At 41.7% G+C, this 13,868-nt stretch carries 17 protein-coding genes and 1 pseudogene; 4 read left to right on the top strand and 14 right to left on the bottom strand.

The window, feature by feature from the left end; all coding sequences use genetic code 11:
* Positions 1-33 precede the first annotated feature (33 nt).
* The 6 genes and pseudogenes from EAE30_RS10150 to EAE30_RS10125 form a co-directional block, all read right to left on the bottom strand.
* Positions 34-804 (bottom strand): annotated as a pseudogene (locus EAE30_RS10150) (GNAT family N-acetyltransferase).
* A gap of 114 nt (positions 805-918) precedes the next feature.
* Positions 919-1,365, bottom strand: a complete 447-nt coding sequence (locus tag EAE30_RS10145) for a GNAT family N-acetyltransferase (protein ID WP_123015808.1) — start codon at positions 1,363-1,365, stop codon at positions 919-921.
* Between the two features lie 24 nt (positions 1,366-1,389).
* Positions 1,390-1,806: a VOC family protein gene (locus EAE30_RS10140; protein WP_123015807.1), complete on the bottom strand. Its 417-nt coding sequence runs from the start codon at positions 1,804-1,806 to the stop codon at positions 1,390-1,392.
* 171 nt (positions 1,807-1,977) lie between these two features.
* Positions 1,978-2,460 carry a tetratricopeptide repeat protein gene (locus EAE30_RS10135; protein ID WP_123015806.1) on the bottom strand — a complete coding sequence of 161 codons (483 nt, stop codon included), beginning with the start codon at positions 2,458-2,460 and terminating at the stop codon, positions 1,978-1,980.
* 114 nt (positions 2,461-2,574) lie between these two features.
* Positions 2,575-3,180 carry a hypothetical protein gene (locus tag EAE30_RS10130; RefSeq protein ID WP_123015805.1) on the bottom strand — a complete coding sequence of 202 codons (606 nt, stop codon included), beginning with the start codon at positions 3,178-3,180 and terminating at the stop codon, positions 2,575-2,577.
* 63 nt (positions 3,181-3,243) lie between these two features.
* Complete coding sequence (locus EAE30_RS10125) at positions 3,244-3,696, bottom strand: hypothetical protein (RefSeq protein ID WP_123015804.1); 453 nt, start codon at positions 3,694-3,696, stop codon at positions 3,244-3,246.
* A 342-nt stretch (positions 3,697-4,038) separates the two neighbouring features.
* Between EAE30_RS10125 and EAE30_RS10120 the strand changes: the two genes are divergently transcribed.
* Positions 4,039-4,986, top strand: a complete 948-nt coding sequence (locus tag EAE30_RS10120) for an IS30 family transposase (protein ID WP_123014179.1) — start codon at positions 4,039-4,041, stop codon at positions 4,984-4,986.
* On the opposite strand, the gene EAE30_RS10115 is transcribed toward EAE30_RS10120, so the two are convergent.
* Together EAE30_RS10115 and EAE30_RS10110 are read right to left on the bottom strand one after the other, a co-directional pair.
* A complete protein-coding gene (locus EAE30_RS10115) occupies positions 4,955-5,929 on the bottom strand; it encodes an acyltransferase family protein (protein ID WP_123015803.1) in 975 nt (324 codons plus the stop codon). The two genes, EAE30_RS10120 and EAE30_RS10115, sit on opposite strands and share 32 nt — an antisense overlap.
* A gap of 131 nt (positions 5,930-6,060) precedes the next feature.
* Positions 6,061-6,816, bottom strand: a complete 756-nt coding sequence (locus tag EAE30_RS10110; protein ID WP_123015802.1) for a hypothetical protein — start codon at positions 6,814-6,816, stop codon at positions 6,061-6,063.
* Positions 6,817-7,166: 350 nt separating this feature from the next.
* Here EAE30_RS10110 and EAE30_RS10105 point away from each other — a divergent pair, with 350 nt between their 5' ends.
* On the top strand, positions 7,167-8,132 hold the full coding sequence (locus tag EAE30_RS10105) for an integron integrase (RefSeq protein ID WP_123015801.1): 966 nt from the start codon (positions 7,167-7,169) through the stop codon (positions 8,130-8,132).
* Positions 8,133-8,397: 265 nt separating this feature from the next.
* On the opposite strand, the gene EAE30_RS10100 is transcribed toward EAE30_RS10105, so the two are convergent.
* A complete protein-coding gene (locus EAE30_RS10100; protein WP_123015800.1) occupies positions 8,398-9,003 on the bottom strand; it encodes a tRNA-uridine aminocarboxypropyltransferase in 606 nt (201 codons plus the stop codon).
* Here EAE30_RS10100 and rrtA point away from each other — a divergent pair.
* Positions 8,902-9,582, top strand: coding sequence for a rhombosortase (gene rrtA / locus EAE30_RS10095; protein WP_123015799.1), 681 nt, complete (start codon positions 8,902-8,904; stop codon positions 9,580-9,582). The two genes, EAE30_RS10100 and rrtA, sit on opposite strands and share 102 nt — an antisense overlap.
* A gap of 19 nt (positions 9,583-9,601) precedes the next feature.
* On the opposite strand, the gene EAE30_RS10090 is transcribed toward rrtA, so the two are convergent.
* From EAE30_RS10090 to sohB, 5 genes are all read right to left on the bottom strand, one after another.
* Positions 9,602-9,925 carry a hypothetical protein gene (locus tag EAE30_RS10090; protein ID WP_123015798.1) on the bottom strand — a complete coding sequence of 108 codons (324 nt, stop codon included), beginning with the start codon at positions 9,923-9,925 and terminating at the stop codon, positions 9,602-9,604.
* A gap of 116 nt (positions 9,926-10,041) precedes the next feature.
* The gene (locus EAE30_RS10085) at positions 10,042-10,335 is read right to left on the bottom strand and encodes a hypothetical protein (RefSeq protein WP_123015797.1); all 294 of its coding nucleotides are present in this window, start codon (positions 10,333-10,335) and stop codon (positions 10,042-10,044) included.
* Positions 10,336-10,390: 55 nt separating this feature from the next.
* Positions 10,391-10,852: a YehS family protein gene (locus tag EAE30_RS10080; RefSeq protein ID WP_123015796.1), complete on the bottom strand. Its 462-nt coding sequence runs from the start codon at positions 10,850-10,852 to the stop codon at positions 10,391-10,393.
* Positions 10,853-11,049: 197 nt separating this feature from the next.
* On the bottom strand, positions 11,050-11,667 hold the full coding sequence (locus EAE30_RS10075) for a YagU family protein (RefSeq protein WP_123015795.1): 618 nt from the start codon (positions 11,665-11,667) through the stop codon (positions 11,050-11,052).
* 215 nt (positions 11,668-11,882) lie between these two features.
* A complete protein-coding gene (gene sohB / locus EAE30_RS10070) occupies positions 11,883-12,944 on the bottom strand; it encodes a protease SohB (protein WP_199287087.1) in 1,062 nt (353 codons plus the stop codon).
* Positions 12,945-13,031: 87 nt separating this feature from the next.
* Between sohB and EAE30_RS10065 the strand changes: the two genes are divergently transcribed.
* A complete protein-coding gene (locus EAE30_RS10065) occupies positions 13,032-13,775 on the top strand; it encodes a YciK family oxidoreductase (protein WP_123015793.1) in 744 nt (247 codons plus the stop codon).
* Positions 13,776-13,868 lie beyond the last annotated feature (93 nt).

The following is a 13,868-nucleotide window of genomic DNA, read 5'->3' as shown; positions in this document are numbered from 1 at the left end:
TTGCGAATCACTCTTAAATACTTTGTTATATTTCTAGTCCTTACACCATACACTTCGCACACCAACACTACAGAAACCAACTGATTTGCAATTCTTGCTGCTGGTACTGTTTGGCATAACATCAGTTAAAAATACCTGTACACCTAAAGACATTGCATCCGAAATTCGAGCCTGCAGTAAAGCCGTTTGACACCCTTTAGAGCGATAGTCTTCTTGTGTATACGCATTGGCTAATATTGCATATTCATTTTCGATAAAGCTCGTTGCCCAAGCACAGGGTTCACCATTTATTTTTGCGACATAACAGCGAAATGTGTCTGTACAATAAAATGAGCGCTTCTTATCTCAGATTTCATCCGAACACTCTAAACCTGACGTTTTGAGTAAGGCTAGAAACGCATCGACATTATCGTGTGTCCATCGTTCAACTGTAATTTCATCAGGAACGTCTTCGAGCGCTACGTAGTTTATCGCCTTTAGTTCGAGAAACTCATGCTCATAAGCTGGGACAAACTCGCGACTTGATAACCATGCCTTCAACTCATTAGTTATTGCCTGTGGCTCGATAGAAATTTCAGGAGAAAAGCCATGTTTATACACACTCAAATAGCTCTCTAAGTCTCCTGTATTACAAGCACCATGGATGATTATCTGGTTGTCATACTTACGTGTTTTGTCGATAAAAACTGAACACCCTTCAAACTCAGATTTAAAAAGTTCACTTTTTAAATCTGTGGAAAGAGTTCGCTCATTATTAAATTGAAAGTAAGAGCTATATGCGTCTTTGACTCTTTTATCTTGCATCGTTCCCTCGATATTGAATGAAATATAACGCTGAGCACAGTTGCAAAAATACATGGCGCTACATTTTGGGAACCAAAATTCGTGACAGGTATTCTTGTCAATTGATACGATTTGTTAGGTTTTTTCACTGTGGCTGATGAAATTATAAAAATATTCATCCTCTGAACTCACTGAATAACCCAACTTATAATACATTGATAATGCGGGTTTATTGTTTTTAAAACAACTCAACGTGACATTTAAGTTATGGTTATTCGCTTCAAATTCTAGAAGGTTAAGTACTTTGAATGCAATCCCTTTTCGTTGAGCTTCGGTGAAAATGATAAGTAAATGAACATGTAGGCTATTATCAGTAAGGTGACTACAAACCAGCCCTACTTTTTCGTTATTACAATATACCCAACGAAACCATTCTGGATGCAGCCGAGATTCAAAACCATTACGTTGAAATTTTTCATCCCAACCCAATGCTACTGTGATTACAGACTGCATATACTTTTTGAACAATGAGAATAAACATCCTGATTCATTGTTTTTTAATTTGTATAACTCGATTTCCATTTTGAACCTAACATTTTATTATGCCTACCTTTTCGCCATTGGGTGCTCTGGATTCAACTGAAGTAAATCCCAAAGATTGCCATATAAATCTTTGAATACAGCTACTGTGCCGTAATCCTGCTCTTTAGGCGAACGCACAAATTCGATACCTATCGACTTCATACGCTCGTAATCGCGCCAGAAATCATCCGTGTTCAAGAAGAGAAACACTCTACCACCTGCTTGATTACCAATGAAATCCAATTGCTCTGATTTCGAAGCTCTTGCGAGCAACAATGTAACCCCATGTGAATTTGGTGGAGCAACCACAACCCAACGCTTATCTTGTTCAGATTGGTAAGTGTCTTCGATAAGCTCAAATTGAAGTTTATTTACGTAAAAATCTATCGCTTCATCGTAGTCTCTTACGACTAACGCAATATGGACAATATTTTGCTTCATATACCTACCTTCTACTGAACTCACTCGGTTGACATACGCCGCGTTAAGGGGCGACAACGCATTCCATCCAACTTAAGCCATTGTGCCGTAAACACATAAACCAAGCTTTGAACCAAAACCGCCGAGCGTTGTGAATCCCTCTTAAATTGCTTGTTATAAGCGTGTTTCGTTTTACCACGTTCTATCTAAATCTTCTGCGTATAAAGAAATAGCTCGCTGATACTCTTTAATTGCATCACTGTTCGTGGTTGATACTAAAAGATCGAGTAATAATGATGTTGCTTCTTTATGGCGTCCCAAGTTGTAAAGGCACATGGCATAGAAAGGCTGAACTTCAATAGAACTAGGATACTCTATTAGAGTTTGCTCAAAATAGCTTAACGCCTCCGAATACATGCCCAGACTTCGATAGGTACTCGCTAGCCCGAACAAAGCATCAAACCTTTCTACCGATGATAAGAGACCTGAAAGAGATGACTGATAATGAGTAATCGCTTCTTGCTCTTTACCTTCATTGTCGTATGACCAAGCAATTTGCAAGTTAGCTTTAGCAGAATAAACTTCATCGTTTAGCAGCGTTTTTAGCAAAGATCTCGACTCTTGATACTTATCCTGTTTCCGCAATTCAATTGCTTGTTTGATGATGCTTTCCATAATTTTCCTCGAAGCTTATAACGCTTTTGTTCAGCGGCGACCTTTTTGCAGCGAAGCGGAGAAAAGGGAGTCCGGTGGAGGGCCTTTCGGCCCGGAACGAACTGGAACTATTTGTTAGGCTTTGATGGCTCTGGAACTGTGTTGTTGCTTTAGGCTAGGAGCGTCCGTCATGAACCATTCGACCATTTCCCAGCGATCCAAAGCACTCGATTCATTGCCCATACTTTTACGGATCTCAAGCAAAAGATCCCCCATTAAAGCGATCCAATCGCATACTTTTTCTTCAATCGGCCTCGGATCTTTTTCAGTGTGATAGAAATACTGCATCAGTTTATTGTAAGCGCGAACTACTGAGTCATTAGCTACCAGAGATAGCTTGAAGCCGACTTCACGATATTCAACAGACAACATTCTTGCCATAGCGAGGTCATTTTTATTCTTATTTTTGAACTTGGGATCTTTTGCAAATGCTTCTTCGCTGGTGAAAAGCAAAAAGAACGGCTCAAGAATGGCGTTGTATGTTTTGATCCGATCTTCACGCAGCTTATCCTCAAGCTCACGAATTCTTGCGTCTCTTGACTCCACTTTCGCTTGTGATACCTGAATCTTACTTTTAATTAGCCATCCAAGTCCGCCTAGGCCAAGCAGCAAGAACGGCGTAATCAGCGTAGCTATTGCGCTGATCGTATCTAGCAGGTCCTTCTCGACAGGTGATGCCATTTTTTCCTCATTTCTCGATCTGCCTAACGCCGCAAGCAGCGGTTTATCCGCTGCCTTGCTTTGTTAGTTGCGGAACGGGTTGGAATATTGGTTAAGGTATTCATTTGTTAGGCAGTCCTTAATATCATTCCATTTTTCACATGTACTTAACCATTGCTTAGCTCGAAAATCCATGCTGTTGGCAGATCTTTGAAATGTTTCTGAATCGTGTTTATCTGCTAGTTCTTGCATCATGGCTTTGCTTTCTTTCCATCCACTTTGGTCATCTCGTTTACTTATGAAATAGAAAGGTATTGCCTCTCTTAGAAGTAACACCATCCCAACTTCAGTAGCCGGATGAGAAAGAGCCTCATCGATTGGGGCAATAAATTTTTCTGGGATTAAATCAGTTTCAGTAGATATACCTAAATCGCCAAAACCAGGGCAAGACATTCCGATTATCGCCCCAATATCTATTCTATGATCAATTGGTAGAGACAAGTACCAATCTTTAATTTTTTGAAGTGGTGATTTCATGTTTTTCCTTGTCAACTAACGCTTTAATAACTGGCGTGTAGGTTGGTGTTATTTTTGCGATTTTTTCTTTTGCAAAAATGATGACAACCGTAATACGTCCAGTTGATTAACTTGTTATACGTTCAACCAGTTAAAATTGAGTAAATGTTTTTTCGCATAGTTTCTGCTTTACAACGTGGTAGCACAATAGATTTTACCAACGAAACTTGTATAAAAGTTAAAACCGTAGCAGATAGGCCCGATTTCAGATAATAAGTGCGACATTCATGGAAATATGTAGAAGAGGAAGCCAACTGCTGAAAGTGGTACGCTCTTCTCGCCAAAGAAACAAGCAGTACTACCATGAATTATCAACAGTTGACCGAAGGCAGAAGATACCAGATTTCTGCTCTTTTGGAACGGGGAATTTCGGTTCCTGAAATAGCTAAAACAGTTCAGTGCCACCGCTCGACGGTATACCGTGAGCTTAAACGCGGTCGGAAGGGAGAGCATTATTGCCCTAACGAAGCCCAGATGTCGTCTACCAAAAAGCGCAAAACAGCACGTAAATACCGAATACCAAAGGAACGTGTCGATTTTATCCGCCTTCTTTTAGAAACAGATTGGAGTCCAGAGCAGATTTCTAATGTATTAACGAAAATTGGTGCATCTGTCAGTCATGAGTGGATCTATCGCTTTGTTGCTCAAGATAAACGCTTGGGCGGTAAGTTATATCGTCACTTGAGACAAGGTCATAAGCGGTATCGCCGAGGTAAACAAGAGAAAGCTCCAGCGATAAAAAATACCGTTTCGATTGATGATAGACCAAGCATCGTTGACAGTAAGGAGCGGTTTGGTGACTGGGAAATCGACACTGTGCTAGGTAAGCATGGTACAGGTGCAATGGTGACTATTTTAGAGCGTAAGACTCGATTTTACGTGGTAAAGAAAGTGCCATCTAAGTCAGCGGATGATGTCACCAAAGCGACAATAGAGCTACTGAAGCCCTATAAGAAACATGTCCATACCATTACGGCAGATAACGGGCGAGAGTTTGCAGGTCATGAAACCATCGCAAAAGAATTAAAGGCTGATGTGTACTTTGCTCATCCGTACAGTTCTTGGGAGCGTGGTGCTAATGAGAATGCGAACGGTCTTTTAAGGCAATATGTGAAGAAAGGAACCGATCTAACGACAGTGACGGACATCGATATAGAGTTCGCTTTATCGCGGATAAATTACCGTCCGAGAAAGTGTTTAGGCTTCAAGCAGGCAGCCATTATATTTGAGGAGATGGCTTTAGCTTCTTGATATTGGAGAGTGTCGCACTTCGCAGTTGAATTCGGGGGTAAACTAAAACGTATTTAATCAAAAAATTATCTACAGAAAGGAACTTAACAAAAGGAATATGCCATAAATATACCCAAATTGAATTTTTAGCAATAAAATAAACTAAGTAATTTAATTTAAAGTGAGTCACTAACGTGTTAATTTTAGATGCTAGCAAACACAATACTGATGCAACAAAAATCGCATATGAAAAATAGTAGTATGAAGGTGGATACTTGTATTGTTGAGTTGGAATTATTTCACCATTAATAACGTAAAGAGCTATTGCTATAAATGTAAATATTGTTAAATTCACTAGAGCTAAGACCTGAAGGTTCTTAGATTGAAGATTAAGCATTCTCAAACCAAGTGCAAATATTAACGAATAAGGAATTATATAATGTGACACTAAAAAAATTAGCTTAAAAACTATTTGATCTGCATAAGGGATAGTAATATAACGAATTATTTCAAATACAATAAAAAGCAAACCAATGTAAGAAAAGTATGCCGCGTCTGACTTAACCTTTTTATGGATTTGGTAAATAAAAGGAGAAACTAGTGCGACCATAACAAAAACTCTAATTATCCAAACATATCCGATACCACTAACCAAACCATAAGACGTCAATAGTTTACTGGCGCTTAAGTCTGGATGACTAGGATTGTATAAAAAAGTAGCAATAAAATATACAGTAAGAAACAACCACACTGGGGCTACAAGCCGTTTGAATCTTTTAATGCAATAGGAAGTGTAACTTTCCCTAATTTTGTAACTAATTCCAAAAGACATTCCTGCAACCAAAACCATTAATGGAACGTCAAAATTTCTTAATTGAAATAGAATTCCTGGTGGATTGACGTGAGCAAAAATGATCATTGACAATCCAATGAATCTTAATGTGTCTATTCGAATATCTCTCATTGTTAATTCCTTTACTTTCGTACGTATAACGTCTAATTCAATGGTGCATAAACACTTTTATTACAACAAATCAGTAACTCCAAGCAAAGGATGCCTGACGTTATATGCATCCATTGCAATTTCTTGTTAAATTACTTTACGGCAACTACCTCTTTTTTTGACTCATTCCATGCTCTCTGAAGTCCATCAAGAGTTGTATTTTCATAATCCAATACAAAGCCATCGCTCTTTTTGGCCTGTTGATGCTGAGCTAAAAGCTTTTCACCCTCCTTTTTGTCTAGAGGAACTGAGGTGCCGGAACTCTCGAAGCGCATATACTTTTCATGTGTTTCACCAAACTGATCAACGTAAGAAACAAACAAATATCTCTGTATTGCACCACCAATACTCTTACTATCCTCGTTATATTCCTGACTAAATTGACTAAGGATAGGATCTAATTTTTTCGTATCACTTATATACTGCTTTGAGAAAATACCCTTGTTTACATCATTAATATATGAGCTTAAAGGGAAATAATTCACAATAGGAACAATAACACTTTGTAAGAACAGTGGCTTTCTACTATTTTCAGCAGTGACAAGCTTCAACTCATTCAACCTTAAGAAAGCAAAAGGATATGAATGAAAATCGTACATGACATCCCCTGAATTACTAATAACTAAGGTTTCACTTCTTTTTCCATTTTCCGCATCATCAAAACTAAATCCTGCAGAAATTTTAGGCAATAATGGTAACCGACTGATATTCAGGGAGCTTTCAGCAATTTGATTAGCTTTTGATGATATATTCAACGCTACAATTGAGACAATTACAGCCATAATAGCAATCGTACTTGATGCGATAGTTTCGAAATAAATCTTGTACTCTGTTAAAAAATCTTTCATGTTACCTCATGTAATCTAACATTTTAATAGTGCGCATGCGCGTTTGCGCTGTACATAAGAGTTCAAAAAATTACCTATAACAGGCTGTTTTAAAAACACTTTTAAGACTTACCCCAAAGCCAATCAAAATACAAATTCGAGCATGCGCGTTATATCATTTTATCCACAGCGCGTTATTCTGGCTGATAAATTGGTTACTGATTGATCTTAATACACTTTTGCTGACACTACTATGACAAAACAAGCAAAAAAACACTTTTCGAGTCATAAAAACAGGCATCCAACTGGCAAACATAAAAATAAACTGTATATTTATACAGTAAAGGAAATGTATCCACAAGGAGCACTCGATGTCTTCCAGTCCATTTATCAATCATCTCAGAAGAGAGTTGCGTGTACGCGGCTACAGCATGAAAACGGAAAAATCCTACTTGTACTGGATCCGTTATTTCATCAGGTTCAATAACCTAAAGCATCCTAATCAGATGGGAGAAAACGAGGTGAGAGCGTTTCTTTCGTTTCTAGCAACCGAACAACATGTAGCGATCAACACTCAGAAATCGGCTCTGAATGCGCTCGCATTTTTGTATAATAAAGTGCTTGAACAGCCACTTGGAGATCTTGGTTTTCAGCATGCTAAGCAAGGTCGGCGTTTACCGTCGGTACTATCTGCTACTGAGGTTAAATCGATTATTGACCAAATTGAGAGCGAGCGAGATAGGCTTATTTTTGCATTGCTTTATGGTAGCGGCCTTAGAATCAGTGAGTGTCTAAGAATTAGAATTCAAGACTTAAACATGGAACAAGGCAGCCTAGTTGTTCGGTGTGGTAAGGGCAATAAAGATCGGACTACTATTCTTAGCCAAAAGCTGGAGGGCCTTATTGCCAAGCAAATTGAGACCGTTAAATTCATTCAACAGCAAGATAATGATAAAGGCTGCGGCCCATCACTCCCTTTCGCTTTAATCAAAAAATACCCCTATGCATTTCGGCAACTGAGTTGGATGTATTTATTTCCTTCAACCAATTTAAGCTTTCACCCTTTAACAGGTGTACTTTGTCGCCATCATCTACATGACTCAGTGCCTCGAAAAATACTCAAAAAAGCAGTTCAATTAGCTAACATCCCAACCAAACGCGTCAATTGCCATACTTTCAGGCATTCGTTTGCAACCCATCTGCTAATGGCAGGCAGAGATATTCGAACCGTCCAAGAACTATTGGGGCACAGTGATGTTTCAACCACACAGATCTACACACACGTGATTGGACAACATTTTGCAGGAACCAATAGTCCTCTTGATGACATTATTTGAATAGGAACACGTGATATTAAGTGGTATCTCATCGATGCCATGGCAAATCATTTAGTATGCGCATTGTCATATCTTTTGCATGGCAGGCAAACGTAATTGCGCCGCTTGTTCTAGTAAATCAAGGACATAATCAATACTAGCAGAGCACCCATCGTATTCGCGTGAGTGCAATAACTGCATTGCCACGCTCTTATTCTGCTTGAACAACGAAACAGCGAGCAAATTGTGTATTCACCGCAACCTTTGATAGATGACGGCGTTGTGTTTACTGGCGATAATTACGTTCAAAGGTGCCCGGCGGCATATGCTGAATTTGCGTATCAATCATATGATCAAACGCGGTGAGTAAGGGGGTGAAATGTTGCTGAGGGCGTAATAGCCGCAAGACATGAAAGCCGGCTTCGACTGTCGATAAAGCGTTATTATCTGGCGCTTTGCGGATGCGGTAATTACCGGATAAATCTTTGGGTAAATGCAGGCTAGCAAGCTCATGCAATTGCGTATTCACCTGCCACATTTTGAACGCTTTTTTCCACGTACCATCTAATAAAATAATGCGTAGTGTTTGTGTGGTGGGCGGCTCAATCTGTGTAACTTCTATCGAGGCGTCGCTAGGGTATAAAACATAATGGCTGACGTTAGGCTCAGCCAATAACGTATTCAACTCAGGGTGGTCGCGAAAATCTTCGCCCACAAAGCACCGCGTTGTCTCTGGCATGCATAAAGAGAGAATACGCGCGGTGCCCATCGGACGAGAGGCTTCAGTCGGATGTTGAAGAATGATAAGCTCGATGTCCGTATGAAGCGGCTCTATCGCGTCACAAATACAGACTTTGCGCGCTTTACCACATTGAGAACAATAACGGGACATAACGTGAACCTTTATCTAACAGTATTGATTATTACAGGCGTATGTCTCGGGCTGCAATTTGAACCCGCCGCCTCTTGGGCTGCCTGGGATAACACCGCGATTATGCACGGTGAATGGTGGCGCATAGTAACAGGAAACTTTACCCACACCAACTTTTATCACTTGGGGATGAATATCGCCGCACTTTGGCTCATTATTTGGATATTTAAACCGACATCACGACAGTTCGTTGGATTATTAGCACTCAATAGCGTGGTCATCGGCGCTGCGCTTTTCACTTCATCGTTGACTCACTACGTGGGGCTTTCTGGCGTGTTACATGGATTGTTTGCCTTCTGGGCGTTGCAAGAGGCCTTAAATGGCCGCCGCACCAGTTGGATACTGTGTGGCGCTGTCGTGGCCAAAATTGTCTGGGAGCAAACCGTCGGCCCTGCTCATGAAACTCAAGTGCTCATTGGGGCACGCGTTGCCACGCAAGCCCATCTCACCGGCATGTTGACAGGCTTTATTGCCGCCGGCTGGCAACATTGGCGCTCTCTTCTCGCGAAAAAGCACACGACGCACAACTCATTGCTGTAGTCTTGGGGAAGGTTGCTCTTTATTTTGACGGCAGTGGACTGCCAGAAGTGCCGCCTTGCAAAGCCTTCATGAGCGGCAATAAGCTTCCATTAAAGACTTGCGTTGCCTGATCTTGCATGTGCTGCACATTGAGTTCTTCCCCTTGCAGCAAGCGATCACGTAGGCCCGAGGCTTGCTCAGCACATAACTGACTGACGGTGGCATCACTACTCGGTGAGCAAAGCGAGTTCAGTTGGTTCGCGGGTAACTGCTCAAGTAGCTGAGAAATGGCGGCGCCATCCAAATCGGCGGCATGCACGCTTGCACCGCTGAGCAGCACAACGCACGAAAGCATCAATTTCATGATCGAAAGTCCTTACGATAAATGTGACATGATATTTTTGATCCCATCAGGCAACCTATTCATTGCCCGATGGTCACAGAACCAAGCACAATACATGCCACACTCTCGATCTTGACTCATTGCGCCTCAGATAAGGAAGCGACTCCGGCCACTTCCATCACACTCACCGCCTGTGTACGTTCTAAAATTTTCACAATCACCGTTTGAATCGTCTCATCATTGCGTACATCGGTAGAAGACGACAATTTTTGCTCTTGAGGTTCGCCCCCTTCTTCTGCAATGAACTGAACCCTCACTTGCGTCGCAAAATCTGGTTTGAGGCCAAAATACGCAATCGACACCATGGGGTATCCTTTGAACCCTTTTGCGACTTGCTTGGCAATACGTTTTTTCGCTTTATCAATATTCATTCATTGTCCTTGTGAACGGGCGAGAGGCCGACCTCAACGCGATGATGCTCTAAGTTTAGAGACTGTCTCTTTGCGCGTGTACGGCTAATAAGAAATCACGCAATACCTCATCTGGACACGCGCGATAATGCTTATTACTCGGTTTACGGAAAAACGCGCCTAATTCGTGCTTATTAAACTCAACCCCAACGAACTCAAACGTATTTAGCATGTCTTCTGCTTTCAAGTTCAAAGCAATCCGCAGTTTCTGTAAAATCATATTAGTATTTAATTGAGTCTCAGGCTTGGGTTGCTCGCCATCACGTTTGCCGCGTTGGGTGTTAATCAGACCGTTCAAAAAGCGGGCTAGCTGCTCATCGGTGAGTTGATTCGCGGCGCTGTCCGTCTCTTCATTTAACCAAGTTGCTATTTCAACCGTGGTCACGTTCATCTCAGCAGAGGCAAAGGCTTTCGCAATTCCCGTGTCTTTCAAATTCAAAGCCGACGTGATAAGACGAAAAATCTCATTATTATTCAAGGTGAATCCTAATCTTAGTAATTCCAGCTCAATCCACACGATTACTGGAGCGCCGTTATGGTAACAAACTTATGGCTTTCTACCTAAGACTGTCGCTCAGAGCGCGCTCTTGGCAATGACCTTGCCTAAGAGCGTAAACCGATAGTTGGCTCGCAATAAAAAAGCCGCCCAAAAAAGGCGGCTATCACTCTGTAACATCAACGCGCTGGTGACGTTAATGGCACTTCAGGATCTGGCTCGTGAGTTATACGATTACGTAAGTCACGGCGAATAATTTCAATCGACCAAAACCAAATTAAATGACCGACAATTTCAGAGACATGTTCATACCAAGGTAAATCCCATAGTGGTGGGGTTAAGCCCATGAGCGGGAAACTGATCATATGAACAAATAATTGGGCTAAAGCCCCAGCTAATAAACCTTGCCATAATTTAATTTTCGGAAATTGTTCCGCAACCACACAATAACCAACGGCAAAGACAATTGAAAACGTAATATGTGTAACACCCACCCAATTAAATACATGGCCAGCAAAATGATAGACCGCCGCATTAGGATCAACCACACCTAACCAATCACGTAAAAATACATAAGGAGGGTTCAAAAAATTGCGTGAACAATCGATGTGTTCCGCCGCACGAATTAACGATTCGGGGGCACATGCTCCAGTAAAAATATCGGTTGGACTGCGTGGCGGCAGAGGATGTTCACCGCCCCACTTTACGAATGCGGAGACAATACCGGCAATGATACCGATGAAAGCCGCTAGCCCATAACGACGGCGAGACGGGTCAGAGTGCTCAAAAATGTTCATATATTCACCATTAATACTTGTATCAATCAACTGGCGACAAAATACCAAGTTGAAGCACGTCAAATACTAATCCAGATCAATAAAGCAGTAACTCTTAAAAATAAAACGTCGTACCCTATAATATAAGCATTCTTACACGATAAGAACGCCATAAAAATAAAAACGGCCTTATAACAATAAGGCCGAATAATAAACAATCAAAAGATGGCGATTAATTAAACGATAGGGCGTTGTCCACGATTCATTAATTTCATAAATACGTTATCTGCCGCTTCACCCGCCATGCCAGATACTTTTTCCGTCAACTTTTTCTTTTGTACGTAGCGAATATTCAGCACGGTTTTCTCTTTACAAGCATCAATCACTAAATCATCGGATGTTTTAATCGCATCGACCAAACCAAGCTTATGCGCTTGTGTTCCAAACCAGTGCTCGCCAGTGGCGACAGTATCGAGATCCAAACTTGGTCGATGATCACGAATAAAGTCTTTAAATAAGCCGTGCGTTTCTTCTAACTCTTGCTTGAACTTTTCGCGCGCTTTATCGGTGTTTTCACCAAACATCGTGATGGTCCGTTTGTACTCACCGGCCGTCATTTGTTCATAATCGATATCGTGCTTTTTCAATAACTTATTGAAGTTAGGGATTTGTGCAACCACACCAATCGAGCCAACAATCGCAAACGGTGCAGAGACAATTTTATCGCCAATACACGCCATCATGTAGCCACCGCTTGCCGCCACTTTATCAATGGCGATCGTTAAGCCCAGTCCCGCATGTTTCAAGCGATCAAGCTGCGAAGAGGCTAACCCATAACCATGCACCATTCCACCGCCAGACTCGAGGCGAAGAATCACTTCGTCCCCATCTTGAGCGACAGCCAGAACCGCGGTGACTTCTTCTCGTAATGCCGCGACTTCTTTAGCATCAATACTGCCATTAAAATCTAAGACAAACACATGTGGGTCACGTTCCGCCTTGACTTCGCCTGCTTTCGCGGACTTTTTCACGGCTTTCGCTTGCGCTTTATCTTTTTGTTTTTGACTTTTCTTCTCAGATTTATCCCGCGCCTTAAGCACGGATTCATCCAATAAGTGATGTTCCATTTTTTCAATGGTTTCTTTATGCTTTTCAGTCAAGTTAGTCACTTCTAACTCACCTTTAGCACTCGATTGTTTACCGTTACCCGATTTAATCAATGCTAAAAGCACAACAACCGCGACAACGAATGTCACTATCTTGGCTAAAAACAAGCCGTATTCCATCAAAAATTCCAATGGTCATATCCTCTATAATGCGAAGTAGTGTATTGTAACCATGTTGTTACCCAGACTGAAACCCTCATTCTTTAGAAGGAGCCTATTATGGACTATTCTGTCTCTCCAGATACCTTGAAAAACAAAGTCATTCTCGTGACTGGTGCAGGATCAGGCATCGGTGAGCAAGCCGCTAGCAGCTACGCCCAGCATGGTGCGACTGTTATTTTACTGGGCAGAACTGAAAGTAAACTCAAATCCACGTTTACTGACATTGAATCCGCTGGCTATCCAAGACCTGTTATCATGCCAATGGATCTGAAAAATGCAACAGAACACGATTATAAGGCCATGGCCGACACCATTCGTAAGCAATTTGGCCGTTTAGATGGTGTACTACACAATGCGGGTCTACTCGGAGCGCTCTCCCCACTCGAAGACATTGATTTAGCAACGTTTGATGATGTTATGCAAGTCAATGTACGCGCACAATTTATGCTCACTCAAGCGCTATTACCGCTCCTGAAAGCGTCAACAGATGCTCGCGTTGTCTTCACAAGCTCGACGGTTGGCCATATTGGACGCGCGCTATGGGGAACCTATTCCATTTCTAAGTTTGCCACTGAAGGGATGATGCAAGTTTTAGCGGACGAGCTAAAAGACACGCCTATCCGCGTGAATGCGATTAACCCCGGCGGTACTCGTACCGATATGCGTGCGTCAGCGTTCCCAGAAGAAGATCCTGACACACTCAAAACGCCACTCGATATCATGCCTTTGTATCTGTATCTCATGGCCCCAGAAAGCCATGATGTACACGGCCAATGTATAGACGCGCAGCCAAAACGCTAGTACAAAAAACCAACAGGCAAGGACTTGTTTATCGATTCATTAGGCGTAGACTGAAATCACACATTGAGAGCATTCTCTAACGTTAATAGCGAA

This window comes from Vibrio zhugei (genome assembly GCF_003716875.1).
Classification (GTDB): domain Bacteria; phylum Pseudomonadota; class Gammaproteobacteria; order Enterobacterales; family Vibrionaceae; genus Vibrio; species Vibrio zhugei.
Note: the sequence above shows the minus strand (reverse complement) of the source record. Positions and strands in the feature narration are given on the sequence as shown.